This is a genomic window from Exiguobacterium sp. s131 (genome assembly GCF_018617345.1).
GTDB classification, from domain to species: Bacteria; Bacillota; Bacilli; order Exiguobacteriales; family Exiguobacteriaceae; genus Exiguobacterium; species Exiguobacterium profundum.
In genome coordinates, this window is the sequence record NZ_JACSJX010000002.1 from 290,830 (window position 1) to 307,211 (window position 16,382).

Annotated in this window: 17 protein-coding genes; 1 reads left to right on the forward strand and 16 read right to left on the reverse strand. The window is 49.2% G+C overall.

Annotation, left to right across the window (positions count from 1 at the left end; genetic code table 11):
- Positions 1-2: 2 nt before the first annotated feature.
- The 14 genes from KNO69_RS12120 to KNO69_RS12185 form a co-directional block, all read right to left on the reverse strand.
- Positions 3-827: a two-component system regulatory protein YycI gene (locus tag KNO69_RS12120; protein WP_159563198.1), complete on the reverse strand. Its 825-nt coding sequence runs from the start codon at positions 825-827 to the stop codon at positions 3-5.
- A complete protein-coding gene (yycH, locus tag KNO69_RS12125) occupies positions 814-2,196 on the reverse strand; it encodes a two-component system activity regulator YycH (RefSeq protein WP_159563197.1) in 1,383 nt (460 codons plus the stop codon). Before yycH ends, KNO69_RS12120 begins: the two co-directional genes overlap by 14 nt.
- The gene (gene walK, locus KNO69_RS12130; RefSeq protein WP_074035234.1) at positions 2,196-4,037 is read right to left on the reverse strand and encodes a cell wall metabolism sensor histidine kinase WalK; all 1,842 of its coding nucleotides are present in this window, start codon (positions 4,035-4,037) and stop codon (positions 2,196-2,198) included. The genes yycH and walK overlap by 1 nt, the downstream gene beginning before the upstream one ends.
- 3 nt (positions 4,038-4,040) lie before the next feature.
- Positions 4,041-4,751: a response regulator YycF gene (gene yycF / locus KNO69_RS12135; protein WP_015880237.1), complete on the reverse strand. Its 711-nt coding sequence runs from the start codon at positions 4,749-4,751 to the stop codon at positions 4,041-4,043.
- 121 nt (positions 4,752-4,872) lie between these two features.
- A complete protein-coding gene (locus KNO69_RS12140) occupies positions 4,873-6,162 on the reverse strand; it encodes an adenylosuccinate synthase (protein ID WP_078145962.1) in 1,290 nt (429 codons plus the stop codon).
- 158 nt (positions 6,163-6,320) lie between these two features.
- Positions 6,321-7,673: a replicative DNA helicase gene (dnaB, locus tag KNO69_RS12145; protein ID WP_015880235.1), complete on the reverse strand. Its 1,353-nt coding sequence runs from the start codon at positions 7,671-7,673 to the stop codon at positions 6,321-6,323.
- A gap of 17 nt (positions 7,674-7,690) precedes the next feature.
- Complete coding sequence (gene rplI / locus KNO69_RS12150; protein WP_214784585.1) at positions 7,691-8,134, reverse strand: 50S ribosomal protein L9; 444 nt, start codon at positions 8,132-8,134, stop codon at positions 7,691-7,693.
- Entirely contained in the window at positions 8,131-10,122 is a 1,992-nt protein-coding gene (locus KNO69_RS12155) for a DHH family phosphoesterase (RefSeq protein WP_214818331.1), read from the reverse strand. The genes rplI and KNO69_RS12155 overlap by 4 nt, the downstream gene beginning before the upstream one ends.
- Positions 10,123-10,274: 152 nt before the next feature.
- Positions 10,275-10,505 (reverse strand): 30S ribosomal protein S18, encoded by a 231-nt coding sequence (gene rpsR / locus KNO69_RS12160; RefSeq protein ID WP_015880232.1) that lies wholly within the window; start codon positions 10,503-10,505, stop codon positions 10,275-10,277.
- A gap of 43 nt (positions 10,506-10,548) precedes the next feature.
- The gene (gene ssb, locus KNO69_RS12165; RefSeq protein ID WP_015880231.1) at positions 10,549-11,058 is read right to left on the reverse strand and encodes a single-stranded DNA-binding protein; all 510 of its coding nucleotides are present in this window, start codon (positions 11,056-11,058) and stop codon (positions 10,549-10,551) included.
- A gap of 37 nt (positions 11,059-11,095) precedes the next feature.
- On the reverse strand, positions 11,096-11,383 hold the full coding sequence (rpsF, locus tag KNO69_RS12170; RefSeq protein WP_015880230.1) for a 30S ribosomal protein S6: 288 nt from the start codon (positions 11,381-11,383) through the stop codon (positions 11,096-11,098).
- A 130-nt stretch (positions 11,384-11,513) separates the two neighbouring features.
- Entirely contained in the window at positions 11,514-12,614 is a 1,101-nt protein-coding gene (ychF, locus tag KNO69_RS12175) for a redox-regulated ATPase YchF (protein WP_031424089.1), read from the reverse strand.
- A 153-nt stretch (positions 12,615-12,767) separates the two neighbouring features.
- A complete protein-coding gene (locus tag KNO69_RS12180) occupies positions 12,768-12,971 on the reverse strand; it encodes a DUF951 domain-containing protein (protein ID WP_047795718.1) in 204 nt (67 codons plus the stop codon).
- Positions 12,961-13,902: a mechanosensitive ion channel family protein gene (locus KNO69_RS12185; protein ID WP_074035244.1), complete on the reverse strand. Its 942-nt coding sequence runs from the start codon at positions 13,900-13,902 to the stop codon at positions 12,961-12,963. Before KNO69_RS12185 ends, KNO69_RS12180 begins: the two co-directional genes overlap by 11 nt.
- Before the next feature lie 169 nt (positions 13,903-14,071).
- Between KNO69_RS12185 and yyaC the strand changes: the two genes are divergently transcribed.
- A complete protein-coding gene (yyaC, locus tag KNO69_RS12190) occupies positions 14,072-14,698 on the forward strand; it encodes a spore protease YyaC (protein ID WP_078145959.1) in 627 nt (208 codons plus the stop codon).
- Here yyaC and KNO69_RS12195 read toward each other — a convergent pair.
- Together KNO69_RS12195 and noc are read right to left on the reverse strand one after the other, a co-directional pair.
- Positions 14,671-15,453 carry a ParB/RepB/Spo0J family partition protein gene (locus KNO69_RS12195; protein ID WP_031424085.1) on the reverse strand — a complete coding sequence of 261 codons (783 nt, stop codon included), beginning with the start codon at positions 15,451-15,453 and terminating at the stop codon, positions 14,671-14,673. The two genes, yyaC and KNO69_RS12195, sit on opposite strands and share 28 nt — an antisense overlap.
- A gap of 36 nt (positions 15,454-15,489) precedes the next feature.
- Positions 15,490-16,374: a nucleoid occlusion protein gene (gene noc / locus KNO69_RS12200; RefSeq protein ID WP_015880224.1), complete on the reverse strand. Its 885-nt coding sequence runs from the start codon at positions 16,372-16,374 to the stop codon at positions 15,490-15,492.
- Positions 16,375-16,382: the final 8 nt, after the last annotated feature.

The following is a 16,382-nucleotide window of genomic DNA, read 5'->3' on the forward strand; positions in this document are numbered from 1 at the left end:
TTTCATTCTTTCGTTTCAAACTCCACGTGCTCGACTGTTCCATCGATTGCATTGACGAAGTAGACCTGATCATCAATTCCAATCGACCAAAGCGGTGGCATGATGATCAAACTGCCAGAGCTGTCGAGCGGTAAACTGTAAAATCCGGTATTGATGGCCCGCATCTCCTGGTTCGGTTGGAAGTACTTCCGAGACGCGAGTTGTGAGATGGCTTCACTGGCCGTCAACACGAGGTCATCTTGCGTTTTTGAGGAGAGGTCTTTTAAATGACGCTGTTTATAATCCGTCACTTCGAACGACTCGTTCAACTGAATGAGGATGAGGGACGGACCGATGTACATTTCCGTGCCACCCTCGACTTCAGGTGCTGAAAAAATTTTGTTGTCCTCGAATGTTTGTACGAAAGCAACCTGTCTCGTTTTTTCATCGTAGCGCCAGTAGGCGTACTCGTTTCCAAACGGAACATATTCCGCCACAAACGTCGAAGCGGTCGTCCGCAAATCCTTCGCATCGAGCGGCACGGGTTGTTTCAACTCGACCTCGAGTTGCATGTTGTCGAGCGTCGTCGCGAGCTGTGCCTCCCGATTTTTCGTGATCATCGCAGCTGACATCTCTTCAGACGAACCCGTTAAATAGCCGATATCTCGACCCATCCGTGGCAATTTTGCCGGATCGACGTTCCGCTGGTCTAAAATCTGCGTGATCGAGGTGTTGTCATTCGTCACGACTTCGGTCGCCCATGTTTCCGTCAGCAATTGAAACAACAGATAGATGTTCAAGGCGAGGAAGGCGAAGATTAAAATCGATTTCGCTTTACTCCAATCCACGATACATCATCCTTTCTGTCCAATCGTCTCCTTGATTGTATGGGACCCAACGGCCCGCCTCACGCACGAACCAGTTCGGTGAAAACGTCACATAGCGGCTCGTGTCCTCGTTATATTCGATCTCATAACCGATTCGAATCTCGGTCACGTTCTCAAATCGTCCGGAGTTGATGAGCGTACCGAGTACCTCATCCGCATCAGCCAACTGTGTCGTGCCGACTGTGATTAGGCGATCGATTTCCAAGTGGTTACGTGTGATTGACCGGACCTGTGCCCCGTCGTTTTCCACACGTAATGTGGATAAGTCGATGGCATCGTTGTTGATAAACGCCTCACGCTGACTGAAGACGGGATACCCTTTCACGTGAAAACGGAACACGGTCGTTTCAAATCCTTTATTGGCCGGTGTGATGGCATCGAATCGAAGGGACAGCCCTTGATTCTCCGACGCTTCATCGACCCATCCCCCGTGGAAGTTCACGAATTCCACAATGGAATCTAACCCGATTGCTGTATCACGCTCGGTGCTATTCCGAGACAGGTTTCGATAGCGACTGGCGTTCAGTTTCGCATCATATTCCGCCACACTGACACCATTCGTCAACGCCCCGACCGAGCTTGCCGGGTCGACTTCTTGAACGTTCGGGTCACCTGGGAAGAACGTATCTCGCATCCAGTCGAGACGAGTGTCGATTTGAATCGACGACACGTCATACGCGAACAACTCATTCATCTCAGGTCCGACGACCGGGATATAATTCACGCGTTCATCCGTATACGTCACGCGCTTCATCGTTCGACTCGAGTTTTTTAAGAAAAGACTGTTCACATCGCCGTTTCCGACTTTCGTCAACTTCCCTTCCCAAATGGACTGGTCGCTCATGATGGCACGAATGTTGAACGCACTGTCATCCATATAGATGAGGATTCGCTGTGGAATCTTCCCAGACAGACTATACGTTCCCGGAAGCATATAGCTGAGCGTGTCCGCATAGTAGGCCTCCGGTAAGATCAACTCCAGTCCCTCGTTGATATCCGTATAGAAACTCGGGACGTTTTTCACAGCGAGCGGCTTGAACTCACTCGCTTCAAACGAATCCCGAATGACACGCATCAGTTGCTTCGGTGTATTCTTTGAAGCGAACACAGCATTGTTGTCATGCACGACCGCTTGAACGGGAATGATGACCTGGTCCGCTCGACGCTGCAATGACTCGTCCACCGTCGTGAGTTGCGTTTCAGATTGGACGGCCTGATACGTGGGATGGTAGTCCCACAAGATGATGGTTTGAACAATCGACGTGACGATTAACGTGAGCAAAATGAACGACTTCCACAGTTCCGGCTTTGCAATCGTAAACCGTTTCATCAATCATTCACCTCCACAATCGTATCGAACGGAATCGTGAAGTAAATCGTTGTACCTCTTCCAAATTCACTCTCTGCCCAGATGTCGCCACCGTGAGCAGATACAACTTCCTTGGCAATCGATAGACCAAGTCCGGTACCACCGATGTTTCGCGCCCGCGCCTTATCGACACGATAGAAACGTTCGAAAATTTTCTTTAAGTTCGACTTCGGAATCCCGACCCCTTCGTCTTTGATGCCGATGACGAGGCGTTTCGCCCGAAGCATCGTCCGGAACGTAATCGTCCCACCTTCTGGTGAGAACTTGATGGCGTTCGTGATGATGTTGTCGATGACTTGAGTCATCTTATCTTGATCGGCATGCACGTAGACGCGACGCTTCATCAGTTTGCGACGGAATTGAATCGCATCCCCTTTCGTCATCTCATGACGGTCGATGATATCGTTAAAGAACTGCACGAAGTCGAACTTCACCTTCTGCATCTTATATTCTTTACTGTCCATCTTCGAGAGCTGCAACAAGTCATTGACGAGGCGAATCATCCGTTCCGTCTCGTTTTGCGTCGTCTCTAAGAAACGTGGCGCCAATTCCTCATCCTGATAAGCACCTTCTGCAAGAACCTCCAAGTAACTACGCATCGTCGTGAGCGGTGTCCGCAATTCATGACTGACGTTCGCAACGAATTCACGGCGGTCCTGTTCGACCTGTTCTTGTTCCGTGACGTCATGCAAGACGACGATGAGACCTGTGATTGGTCCACTATGTTTTTGAATCGGTGAGAAATAGGCACGAACGAGGAACAATTCTTCGTCCGTACTGAGGTCAATCAGTTTTGTCGGCATCGTGCCGTCTTCCGGAATGATGATTTCCTCTTCGAATGCGAGGAGATTTTGTAGATTCGTCCCCATCGCCTCTTCTTCATCGACCCCAATCATGTCGCGCGCCTGGTCGTTCATCAAGATGACCCGTAGCGAGCGGTCGGTCGCGACCACACCGTCGGACATGTTCTCAAGGACACTCGTCAAGCGGCGTCGTTCGGCTTCCGTCGTCGCGTTCGCCTCCATCAACTCATCCGTCAATTCATTGAATGCGTAAGCGAGTTGACCGACCTCGTCATCCGAATACACTTTAACTTTTCGTGAGAAGTTCCCTTTCCGCATCTCGACGGCCTGCCTCCGCATATCGGCAATCGGTCGCGTGATGGTGCGCGATAAGAGAATTCCGAGGAACGAGGTGATGATCAGGGCAATCAACGTCCCCGTTGCGAGAATGCGTGTCACTTGTTCCATCTGGTTGTAGATGGACTTCATCGATGCCTCGATATAGATCATCCCGGTCGTCGTACCGTCCACTTCCGACTTGATTGGAACGGCGACGACGCGCATTCGGTCATTTGAATCTTCATAGACGAGCGTCTCTTGCGCCCCGCCTGTCGCGAATGACTTTTGAATGAACGTGCTCGCGGTCCGTTGTCCGACGAGACTTTGATTATTTTGGTTCGAGGTTGCCCGGACGACACTGTTCGTGTCGATGATTTGGACTTCTCGAATGTCGTCAGCTAGCGTCGTGCTCTCTGTAAATTCAGACAGCAGCTGATCCAGTAACTGGTTCAACTGCTGGTCCGTGGTCAAGTCACTCTCGTTCGCGGCAGTCCCCTCACTGATGTTATAGCTCAGTAGGTTCGCCCGGTCGACAAGTGACTGCGAGAAGTTGTTGATGTATTGCCGTTCCAAAGAACGCACAAAGTACACGCCGATGACTTGCATCGCAACGAGAATGAGCAGCGCATAGATGACGACGAGCTTCCACTGGATTGATTTAAAGAAGTTCGTCCGTTTCATCGTTTAATCTTCTTCTCCTGCCTTCAAATAATACCCGACGCCACGACGCGTAATGATATACGTCGGAGTCGATGGATTGTCCTCAACTTTTTCACGAAGACGACGTACTGTGACATCCACGGTACGCACATCACCGAAGTAATCATAGCCCCATACCGTTTGGAGCAAGTGCTCCCGCGTCATCACTTGCCCGATGTTTTGGGCGAGGTAATGAATCAATTCGAACTCGCGATGTGTCAATTCGATCTTCTCATCCCGTTTCGTCACCATGTACGAATCCGGATGAATCGTCAAGTCGCCGATCACGATATCGTTCGCGTTGGCTCCTTTTGCTTCTGGCGCCGGTGCTGTCGCATGACGTCGCATGTTCGCTTTGACACGGGCTAACAATTCACGTGAGCTGAACGGCTTTGTGACGTAATCGTCTGCGCCGAGCTCTAGTCCGAGTACTTTGTCGATCTCGGAATCTTTTGCCGTCAACATGATGATCGGCATATCGTATTTCTTCCGCACCTCACGGCATACTTCCATGCCGTCCTTGAGCGGAAGCATGATGTCGAGCAAGATGAGATCCGGTTGAATCTCTTCTACTTTGACGAGTGCTTCTTCACCGTCATAGGCAACGTGCACCTGGTAACCTTCTTTTTCAAGTTTAAACTTCAATATATCTGCGATTGGTTGTTCGTCATCTACCACTAAAATCGTACGATCCATTCAGTGAGTCCTCCTCTTATCATTAAACGTACATGCCTACATTGTAACTCTTTTTAAACAGCTTAGAAAGCGTGGTCCATTTCCGTGGAAATAGAAAAAGAGAGCCCGGTGGCTCCCTTTCTTATGCTTCGTAAATATCACGCAAGATGACTGTCTGTTCACGAGCCGGTCCGACCGAGAACGTCAACAATTCGATTCCTGTCAATTCCTCGATGCGACGCACGTAACGCTGTGCGTTCTCCGGAAGGTCTTCAAAGCGACGAACCCCTGTGATATCCTCTGTCCAGCCAGGAAGCTCTTCGTATACCGGTACACACTTCTCAAGGACGCGGAAGTTCGGTGGATACTCGTCAAGATGCTTTCCTTCATACTCATACGATGTACAAATCTTGAGCGTCTCAAGACCTGTCAGCACATCGATTGAGTTGAGGCAAAGATCTGTGATCCCACTGACGCGGCGTGAGTGACGCACGACGACCGAGTCGAACCAGCCGACACGGCGTGGACGACCTGTTGTCGTTCCATATTCTTTCCCGACTTCACGGATTGTATGACCGATCTCATCGTCGAGCTCTGTCGGGAACGGACCGTCTCCAACGCGTGACGTATATGCTTTACAGACACCAACCACGTGATGAATCTTCGATGGCCCGATTCCGGCACCACTCGATACGCCGCCTGATGCAGCATTCGACGATGTGACAAACGGATACGTTCCATGGTCGATATCAAGAAGGACCCCTTGAGCCCCTTCAAAGAGAACTTTTTTCTCTTCGTCGAGCGCATCGTTCAACACGACCGATGTATCACACACGTATTTCGCGAACTGTTGACCATACGCGTAGTATTCTTCAAAGATGTCATCGAACTCGATTGGATCGACTTCATACATTTTCACGAACATGCGATTTTTTAGTTCAAGTACAGTCTTTAGCTTTTCCGCAAACACTTCTTTGTCGAGAAGGTCGGCGATGCGAATCCCGATACGTGCCGCCTTGTCCATATACGCTGGACCGATTCCTTTCAGTGTCGTACCGACTTTCGCGTCACCTTTCGCCTCTTCTTCGAGACGATCTTGAAGCTGGTGGTATGGCAAGATGATATGCGCCCGGTTCGAGATCCGGAGGTTATCCGTGCTCACACCCCGTTCATGTAAGTAAGCGAGTTCTGTCACGAGTGATTTCGGGTTGACGACCATCCCGTTCCCGATGACACACGTCTTATCCGAATAGAAAATCCCAGACGGAATGAGGTGAAGTTTATATTTCGTATCATTGAAGACGATCGTGTGACCAGCGTTGTCTCCCCCTTGATAACGCGCGACGACTTCGGCTTGTTTCGATAAGAAATCGGTGATCTTCCCTTTCCCTTCATCGCCCCACTGCGTTCCCACTACGACTACTGATGACATAATGAATCCTCCTTATTAATCAACGTTCTGTTCAAACCATCCGTAAGTGTACACTTGAAAAGCAAGAAAGTCAATTGAATACCGAACGTTTTATATAAGATGTAACTATTCGTTCGTCATTTTGATCTAATCCTATACAAAAAAAGACACCACCGACGTTACATCGGTGGTGCGAAGGCTTGCGTCTCCATATTGACGAACTTGTTGTACTCTTTCCTGAAGGAGAGCTTGACCGTACCGGTCGGACCGTTACGTTGTTTCGCAATGATGATTTCAATCGTATTGGCGTCTTCACTCTCTTTATCGTAATAGTCATCACGATAGAGGAAGGCGACGATATCGGCATCCTGCTCGATTGCTCCCGATTCACGGATATCGGACATCATCGGTCGCTTGTCTTGACGACTCTCTACGCCACGTGAGAGCTGAGACAAGGCGATGACCGGTACTTGTAGTTCCCGTGCGATTGCTTTGAGCGTACGTGAGATTTCCGATACTTCTTGTTGGCGGTTCTCGCCCGGTTTCCCGTTCCCGACGATGAGCTGCAAGTAGTCAATCATGATCATCCCGAGACCATGTTCCTGCTTCAATCGACGACATTTGGCTCGGATTTCGTTGACCCGAAGACCCGGTGTATCGTCGATGTAGATGCCTGCTTGGGAGAGCGACGACATCGCAAGGGAGAGACGACCCCAATCTTCCGCTTCAAGACGACCGGTCCGGAGGCGCTGGGCATCGATGTTCCCTTCCGCACATAACATACGCATGACGAGTTGCTCGGCACCCATCTCCAAACTGAAGATGGCGACGTTTTCACCCGTACGGACCGCGACGTTTTGCGAGATGTTCAAGGCGAACGCGGTCTTCCCGACAGATGGACGGGCGGCCACGATAATCAAATCGTTTCGTTGGAAACCGGCCGTCATCTTATCCAAATCCGTGAACCCGGTCGCAATCCCGGTGATTTCACCGCTCGACTGATGCAGCTTTTCAATCGTCGAGTACGCATCGGATAAGACAGAACCAATCGGGTGGAAGCTCGATTGTCCTTTTCGCTGCGATACTTTTAGAATATTTCGCTCGGCATCAGATAAAACAGAATCCACCTCATCTTGACGCTCATAACCATCCGAGACAATGTTGGTCGCAGTTCGAATCAGGCGACGGAGTGCCGCCTTTTGGTCGACGACGTTCAAGTAATAGCCGATGTTCCCGATGGCGGGAACGGATTCCGCGACCTCCGCCAAATAGTTGAGGCCCCCGATTTCGTCCAAAATCCCTTGCGCCTGTAACTCGGAACTGAGCGTGACCAAGTCGACGAGCTCGCCTCGGTCATTGATTTTTAGCATCGCTTCAAAGATGCGCTGGTGGCTGACACGATAAAAGTCGTCCGGGTCGACCCGCTCTGAGGCCGTAATCAACCGATCCGAATCGAGGATGATTGCCCCTAAGACGGCTTGCTCCGCTTCCACGCTATGCGGTGGTGTATTGACTTGAATCGCATCACTCATCCGTCTCTACCTCACCTTCAAGCTTCTTGTACATGTACATTCAACGTCGCGACGACGTCATGGTGCAACTTCACTGGCACTTTCGTGAAACCGAGCGCCTTGATCGGATGCTCGAGTTCAATTTTACGCTTATCGATTTTGTAGCCCATCGATTTAAGGGCATCCGCGATTTGCTTGCTCGTGACCGAACCGAACACGCGACCGCCTTCACCGGCTTTCGTCGTGACGGAAATCGTCTCTTTTTCAAGCTTTTCTTTTAGTTGTTTCGCTTCGTTCAACTCTTCTTCTGCTGCTTCTTCGGCACGACGTTCTTTAGCCGCAAATGCTTTCAGGTTTCCTGGTGTCGCTTCCACTGCCAAGTTCTTCTTGAACAAGACGTTTTTAGCGTAAGCGTCTGCCACGTTTTTCACTTCTCCAGCTTTCCCTTGTCCTTTTACATCTACTTTCAAAATGACTTTCATTCTAATTCCTCTCCTTCAGTTTCATCTGTTAAATAATGATCGATTGCCTCTTTCAACATGACGTTCGCTTGTTCGCGACTCACCTCAAGTTGCGTCGCCGCATTCGTCAAATGGCCACCGCCATCAAGCATTTCCATGATGACCTGGACGTTGACGTCGCCGAGCGACCGCGCGCTGATTCCCGTACGTCCGTCCGGTAAGACGGCGATGACGAACGAGGCTTTGACGCCTTCCATATTCAGCAACTGGTCTGCAGACTGAGCGATCAACACTTGATGGTGTGCCTCGTCGTCAGAAGCGACCGCGATCGCCATCCCACCTGCATAAATTTCGGTGTTTCTCAAAATCTGAGACTGCTCGATATAAGCATCGAGGTCTTGTCTCATGAAGTGCTGTACGAGAACCGTGTCAGCACCTTGAACTCGCAAGAAGGATGCCGCATCAAACGTACGGGATCCCGTACGGAGCGTAAATCCTTTCGTATCGACCATGATCCCCGCGAGAAGTGACGTCGCCTCTAAAATCGAGAGCTTTCGGCTTCCCGCCTGATACTCAATCAATTCTGTGACGAGCTCACTCGTTGATGATGCGTAAGGCTCCATATACACGAGAACCGGATCTTCGATAAACTCTTCCCCGCGACGATGGTGGTCGATGACGACGACCTGCTCCGACCGATCCAAAATGTCTTTTGAAATGACGAGGGACGGACGGTGTGTATCGACGACGACGAGTAATGTCTGTTCATCGATGAGTGGCTGTGCCTCATACTCGGTCAGGAATTGGCTGTATAACGAGTCATCGTTCTCTACTTCATGGACGAGCCGCTGAATCCCGACACTCGTCTCACCGGATGGAATGACGACATACGCCTCGCGCCCGACAAACTCAGCCAATTTCATGACACCGATGGAAGCCCCGAGCGAGTCCATATCTGGATTCTTATGTCCCATCACAAGGACACGGCTCGATTCCCGAATGAGGTCACGCATCGAGTTCGAGATGACACGTGCCCGGACACGCGTTCGCTTCTCGGTCGGATTTGTCTTCCCGCCGAAGAAACGAACTTTCCCATTATGACGCTTAACGACTGCCTGGTCACCACCACGGCCAAGTCCTAAATCTAGACTCGACTGAGAGAGATTACCGAGCTCCGTCAATGTCGTTTCACCGCACCCAATCCCGATTGATAACGTCAACGGGATTCTTTGTTCCTTCGTCGCATCACGCACTTCATCCAAGATTGAAAAGCGGTTGTTTTCAAGTTCAGATAGCGTCCGTTCATTCATGACGAGGAAAAAGCGGTCCGCAGCTGTACGACGCATGTAGATATGATGCCGCTGCGCCCATTGATTGAGGAGCACCGTCACCCGACGATTGACTTCACTACGGACCTGTTCATCCACCGCAGTCGACATCTCGTCATAGTTATCTAAATACAAAATACCGATAACCGTCTGCGTTTGAACATACTTTTGTTCCATCTCCGCTTCTTCGGTCATATCAAATAAATAGAGGGTTTGATGGATTTGATTGTAATAAACACGATAGACACGGTCACCCACTTCAATCGTGGCTTCATCCTCTTCTTCTTCAATCAATTCATCGAAGGCGGAATGGAGCGCATCAAGCGGTATTCCAATCGCCATATCGAGTTCGAAAATCAATCGTGATTGTTCGTTATACCAACTGATCCGTCGGTCCTGGTCAAAGACTAAAATCCCAATCGGCATCGTCGTCAATGCTTCTTTTCCGACCTCTTCGATTTGATGAGAGAGAGAGAGGACATACTGTTCCCAATTTTTACGCTCCCGTCGCATCGTCACTTGCTGATAGATGAAAAAAATCAGCGTGCCCATAAACAGGGTGATTGCCGCCACAATGTTGTAGAACGCCAATCCTAACGAGACAAGGAATCCAATCACGTATGGAATCATGTGCCGCGCGTATTGGTTCTTCACGGATGTTAATGCTTCACCACTGTGCATGTATGCCTCCTAAAATGAGTAATGTTCACCCATGGAATCGTAAAGGTTTCTGCTCTATCATACCATATTCGTCGGTTTCACTTACACACTTACAGACGAGATGAAATACAAAAAAACGACTTATCCAAGAGGATAAGCCGTTCGTCAAACAATTACTCTGCAACGTATGGAAGCAAAGCCATTTGACGTGAGCGCTTGATAGCGACAGTAAGTGGACGTTGGTATTTCGCTGAAGTACCAGTCACACGACGTGGAAGAATTTTACCACGCTCCGAAACGAAGCGTTTGAGCAATTCTACGTCTTTATAATCGATATGAGTGATGTTGTTCGACGTAAAGAAACATACTTTACGACGACGACGACCTCCTGGACGACGTGCCATGTGAAGACCTCCTTTATAGGTTAGTTTTTATTGTCCATGATGATTAGAATGGCAAATCATCATCTGACAAGTCGATTTTGCCGCCACCCGAGAACGGATCTGCGTCAAAACCTTTATTCGAATTCGAGGACTGAGATGAAGTCGAAGCGGCTCCTGCGCCCCATCCTGATCCACTTGATTCACCACCACCGAAGACATCTCCAGATGGTGCTTGCTCACGTTGCCCTGAGGCTCCGCGTGGTTCAAGGAAGCGTACGCTGTCTGCGACTACTTCTGCCCGGTAACGACGTTGGCCATCTTGTCCTTCGTAACTACTGATTTGAAGGCGACCGTCAACGCCGGCCATGCTGCCCTTTTTCAAGTATTGTGCTACGTTCTCTGCTTGTTTGCGCCAAACGACACAATCAATAAAGTCCGTCTCGCGCTTCCCATCTTGTCCAGCGAATGGACGATCGCAAGCGAGAGTAAGGCGTGTTACGGCGATTCCGCTCTGCGTATAACGCATTTCGGGATCGCGAGTCAATCGACCAACTAACACAACTCGGTTAATCATCTCCAAGCTCCCCTTTCACGATACGAAACGTTAAGGATTAACGCTCGTCTTTTGTTGTCATTTGACGGACAACGTCGTCAGAGATCTTCATGAGACGCTCTGTTTCTAAGATCGCTTTAGGTTCAGCAACGATGTTAAGAAGAACGTAGTGTCCTTCGCGCATCTTGTTGATTTCATAAGCGAAACGACGTTTACCCATGTCTGTTGTTTTTTCAACAGTACCACCGTTTTCAGTGATGACGTTGTTGAAGCGCTCGATTAAAGCTTTCTTCGCTTCCTCATCAACTGATGGACGGATAATGTAAAGAAGTTCGTATTTACGCATTATCTTTCACCTCCTCTTGGACTAACGGCCCCTACCGGTTGTAGGAGCAAGGAGCAAACAATTGTTTTACTCACGTCATAATATACTATCAAACTTCCTTGACTTTTACAATACGTTTCCGTAAATCAACTTATACGTTGAAGCGGAACGTGACAACGTCGCCATCTTGGAAGACGTATTCTTTTCCTTCTGAACGAAGTTTTCCTTGTTCTTTCACCGTCGTCATGTTTCCTGCTGCTGAAAGGTCGTCATACGACACGACTTCGGCACGGATGAATCCACGTTCGAAGTCAGAGTGGATGACACCGGCACATTGTGGGGCTTTCATCCCTTGTTTGAACGTCCATGCACGAACTTCCTTCTCACCTGCCGTGAAGTATGTCGCAAGACCAAGTGTCGAGTAAGCCGCACGGATCAATTGATCAAGTCCTGACTCTTCGATTCCGAGATCTTGTAAGAACTCGAGGCGTTCTTCCGGTTCGAGTTCTGAAATTTCTTCTTCGATTCGTGCACAGATGACGATGACTTTCGATCCTTCTGTTGCCGCGTGATCACGGACTGCTTGTACAAACTCGTTCGAATCGGCATCTGCCACTTCATCCTCACTCACGTTCGCCACGTAAAGCATCGGCTTCATCGTAAGCAATTGGAAGTGTTTGACGATCGCGAGTTGATCTTCTGATAATTCAGCGACACGTGCCGGGCGCTCTGATTCAAGAACATCTCGCACGATTTCGAGTGCTTCAAGTTCTTGTACCGCACCTTTATCTTTTGCCTTCACCATTTTTTGAACACGTGCGATTCGTTTATCGACTTGCTCAAGATCAGCTAAGATCAATTCAAGATTGATAGTCGTAATGTCATCGATTGGTGAGACACGACCTGCGACGTGCGTGATGTTCTCGTCTTCAAAACAACGGACGACTTGGCAAATCGCATCTACTTCGCGAATGTTCGCCAAGAATTTGTTTCCGAGACCTTCACCTTTTGACGCACCTTTCACGATTCCAGCGATATCTGTAAACTCAAATGCTGTTGGTACCGTTTTTTTCGGTTTGACGAGTTCTGTCAATCGATCAAGGCGCGCATCCGGTACTTCTACGACGCCGACGTTCGGGTCGATCGTCGCGAACGGATAGTTGGCCGCCTCGACTCCTGCTTGTGTAATCGCATTAAACAATGTCGATTTCCCGACGTTTGGCAATCCGACAATTCCTGCTGTTAATCCCACTAGTATTTCCTCCTCATCCGGTGTTTCCCGGGAAATGTTAAGCCGTCTGTGGAGTGGGTACATTCAGTACACCACACCGTCACATCCTTCACAATTATAGATAGTCCACGATTAAACCGCAACTCACGTTCATAACCTAAAGAAAAACGCCGCTTATTCGGCGGCGTTCCCTTGTTCAAGCACTTTCTTGAATCGCTTATCAAAATCACGGCGTTGCATGAGCACACTAGCTCCGCAGCCTTGGCACTTGATCCGAATGTCCATCCCGACACGCGTGATTTGCCAGCGGTTCGTCTTACAGGCATGTGGTTTTTTCATTTCCACAATATCGTTCAATGCATAGGTTTTACTTTGCATTTTCTGCTTCTCCTCCTTTAGGAGCCGAGTTCGGTGGCATCATGACCGTACGTGGGTATGGAATTTCAATCCCGCGCTCGTCAAGTCCAGCCTTTAACTCTTTATGCAAAATTCGACCAGCTGCGAAGTGCTGGGTCGGCGGGACTTCCGCCATTAATCGGTACACCACTTCCGATGGTCCGAGCGACTGCACTCCAGCCAAGTCGATTGGCTTGATGAACAAGTCGTGATAGCGTGCTTCGACCGTTTTCGCAATTTCCTTGAGCGCTTGTTCTACTTTTGACATATCTTCTTCGTACGCAACCCCAATATCGACAACAGCGACGCTGTTTTCAAGCGAGTAGTTCGTCACTTGTAAGATTTGTCCGTTCGGAATAATCGTCACTTGTCCGTTTAATCCTTTTAACTTCGTCGTCCGGATTCCGACCTCGATGACCGTCCCGTCGACTTGTTGGTTCAAATTGACGTAATCCCCGTTCTTGTATTGGTTTTCAAAGATGATGAACGCCCCTGTGATGACGTCTTTCACCAAACTTTGTGCCCCGAATGAGATTGCAAGACCCGCGACCCCGGCTGATGCAATCAAACCGGCGATATTCACACCGAATTGTCCGAGCACCGTCAAGACCATAATCAACCCGATCACATAGCGGATTGTGTTTTGGGCTAATTTTAATAACGTTTCATTCTGTCGCTGGGCGACGATATCATGTTCTTTTATTTTGCGGAGCGTAAACACACGCTCGACCATCGTTGTCAAAATGCGTGTTGCGATATATAAACCAAGGATGATGAGCGCCACACCGGCGAGCTTGATCCCTAAACCAATCCACATGTCTGTATCTTTAAAGTACTCGACGAATCGGTTCACGCTGTCGATTGTCTCATCGGCAACCGTATTTAAATCTTTTTCTGTATTTTGCGAAGCCATCTTTTCACCTCAAAGTCGTAGATTCTAAATTATCAAAACATATTTCACGACTTTTCTCAAACACTGCATTCGGAAGTTAGAAGTTTTCCACTTTTGGGAATGGATTAATACGAGATCAATCCCCCAACTGCAACTAGGAATAGGCAGCTTAGAAGAGAGGATGAGATTCATGCCGTTTCGCTTAAAACCTCATAAACCATACTCTTTTTTCATTGAACACACTGAGCGGAGTGGATCCAGATTGCTTGCGGACCAGCTTCATGAACAGTTGGTCAATGAAATCCATCGCCCCATCGTCCTTGTTTGCATCGGTTCGGACCGTTCGACCGGTGATTCACTCGGTCCGCTCGTCGGAACGTTTTTAGAAGAACGTCATATCCGAAATTTACATGTATACGGCACATTAACGAAGCCTGTACACGCACTCAATTTGGTGGAAACGTTACATGAGATTCAAACGCGCTTCCATCAACCGCTCATTATCGCTATCGACGCCTGTCTCGGACGTTTATCAAGTGTCGGTTATGTCTTCTTTTCGGAAGGTCCGCTCGCTCCAGGGGCCGGTGTCCAAAAAGAACTTCCGGCAGTCGGCGCTTACAATATTAAAGCCGTCGTGAACGTAAGTGGATTCATGGAGATGATGATTCTACAGAATACCCGTCTCCATCTTGTATATGAACTCGCACGTTTCATCACAGACGGATTCGCCGATTTTGATACACGGATCGGGCGCCTGCATCACGAAGAGGCGGCCATCACGCGTCTTCGTCAGTCACGAGATGAATCAAAGTCTTGAGGCGATAATAACGTCAACAATTGTTCCAAGTCGTCTTGTGAAAAATACTTCAACTCGAGGACGCCGCCTTTTCGGCGCGGACGAATCGACACATCCATCTGAAGACGCTCCGCAAGCACCGCTTCGACCGCTTCGATATCGGCGTTCGATCGCTTCAGCGTCTTTTTTTCTGTGCGCTCTTTTTGTAAGTAACGCTCGAGGCGACGGACCGTCCAATGCTCGGCAATGACCCGTTTCGCAATCTGTTCCATCGCTTGTTCCGATTTCATACCCGTGATGGCACGTGCATGTCCCATCGTCAAATCTCCGACCATGACCGCATGCTGGACGGCACTCGGCAATCGAAGGAGGCGAAGACTGTTCGTCACATGACTGCGGCTCTTCCCGACGCGATCGGCCAACTGTTGTTGCGTCAGACCTAGCGTCTGCATCAACTGTTCATAGGCGACAGCCTCTTCGATGGCATTCAAGTCTGCCCGCTGAATGTTTTCAATCAGCGCCAACTCCATGACGCGATCGGAGTCCGCCGTGACGACGAGGGCAGGAATGTCTTCTTTCCCAGCGAGCTTCGCCGCCTGAAACCGTCGTTCCCCGGCAATGATTTCATAGTATCCTGTCGCTTTTCGAACGACGATTGGTTGTAGGACGCCATATCGCTCAATGGATTGACGCAACTCTTCTAATTTTTCCACCTCAAATTGTTTCCGGGGCTGATTCGGGTTTGGGCGAATGAATTTTAATGCTAATCGTTCCATCTACAAACCTCCTTCATTGTATAAAAAAGCACGGACTCATTTTTGAGGCCGCGCTTTCGGGATGCGAATTCGAATTTCAACAAATTCCTCTTCGTCTACTTCTTCAGTTTGGACGTCAATCCCTGTTTTCCCAATCAAATCGATTGAGTCACGAATCGTGTTGATGGCGATTCGCGTGTCACGCGCAAAACTTTTCGTCCGACGACGTTGTTTTTTCGGCTTTCGCTTCTCTTCTTCGATCGGTGTTGTTAAAAAGGCGACGCGTTCTTCTGTCTCCTTGACGTTAAAATCCTGTTCTAACACTTCTGCGAGCACTTGAAGTTGCAATCCTTCTTCCTTCAACGGCAACAACGCACGCGCATGTCGCTCGTTGATCCGACGATCGCGAAGCGACTGCTTCACATCCTCCGGCAATTTTAACAAGCGCAACTTATTGGCGATCGTGGATTGACTCTTGCCTAGACTCTTCGCGAGCGCATCTTGCGTCAAACCGTTCAAGGCGAGTAAACGATCATATGCTTCCGCCTCTTCAATCGGGCTTAACTGCTCACGCTGCAAGTTTTCAATCAAGGCGAGTGCAGCCGTCGTATCATCGTCCATATCGCGAACGATTGCCGGAATCGCTGACCAACCAAGCGATTTCACCGCACGGAAACGACGCTCCCCGGCAATGATTTCATAACAGTCCCCATCTGCCTTTCGAACCACGATTGGTTGAAGGAGTCCATGTTCCGAAATCGTCGTTGCCAACTCTTCAATTTTTGCCGGTTCGAACACTTTACGCGGTTGATAACGGTTTGGACGCAACCGTGATAACGAGAGTTCTTGTACCGTGTCATCCGCTCGAACTTCCGCAATCTGCGTCACGGCAACTTCGTCTTTTCGATTCACACCGAACAATTTCGCAAATCTATTCTTCAACGTCGGGC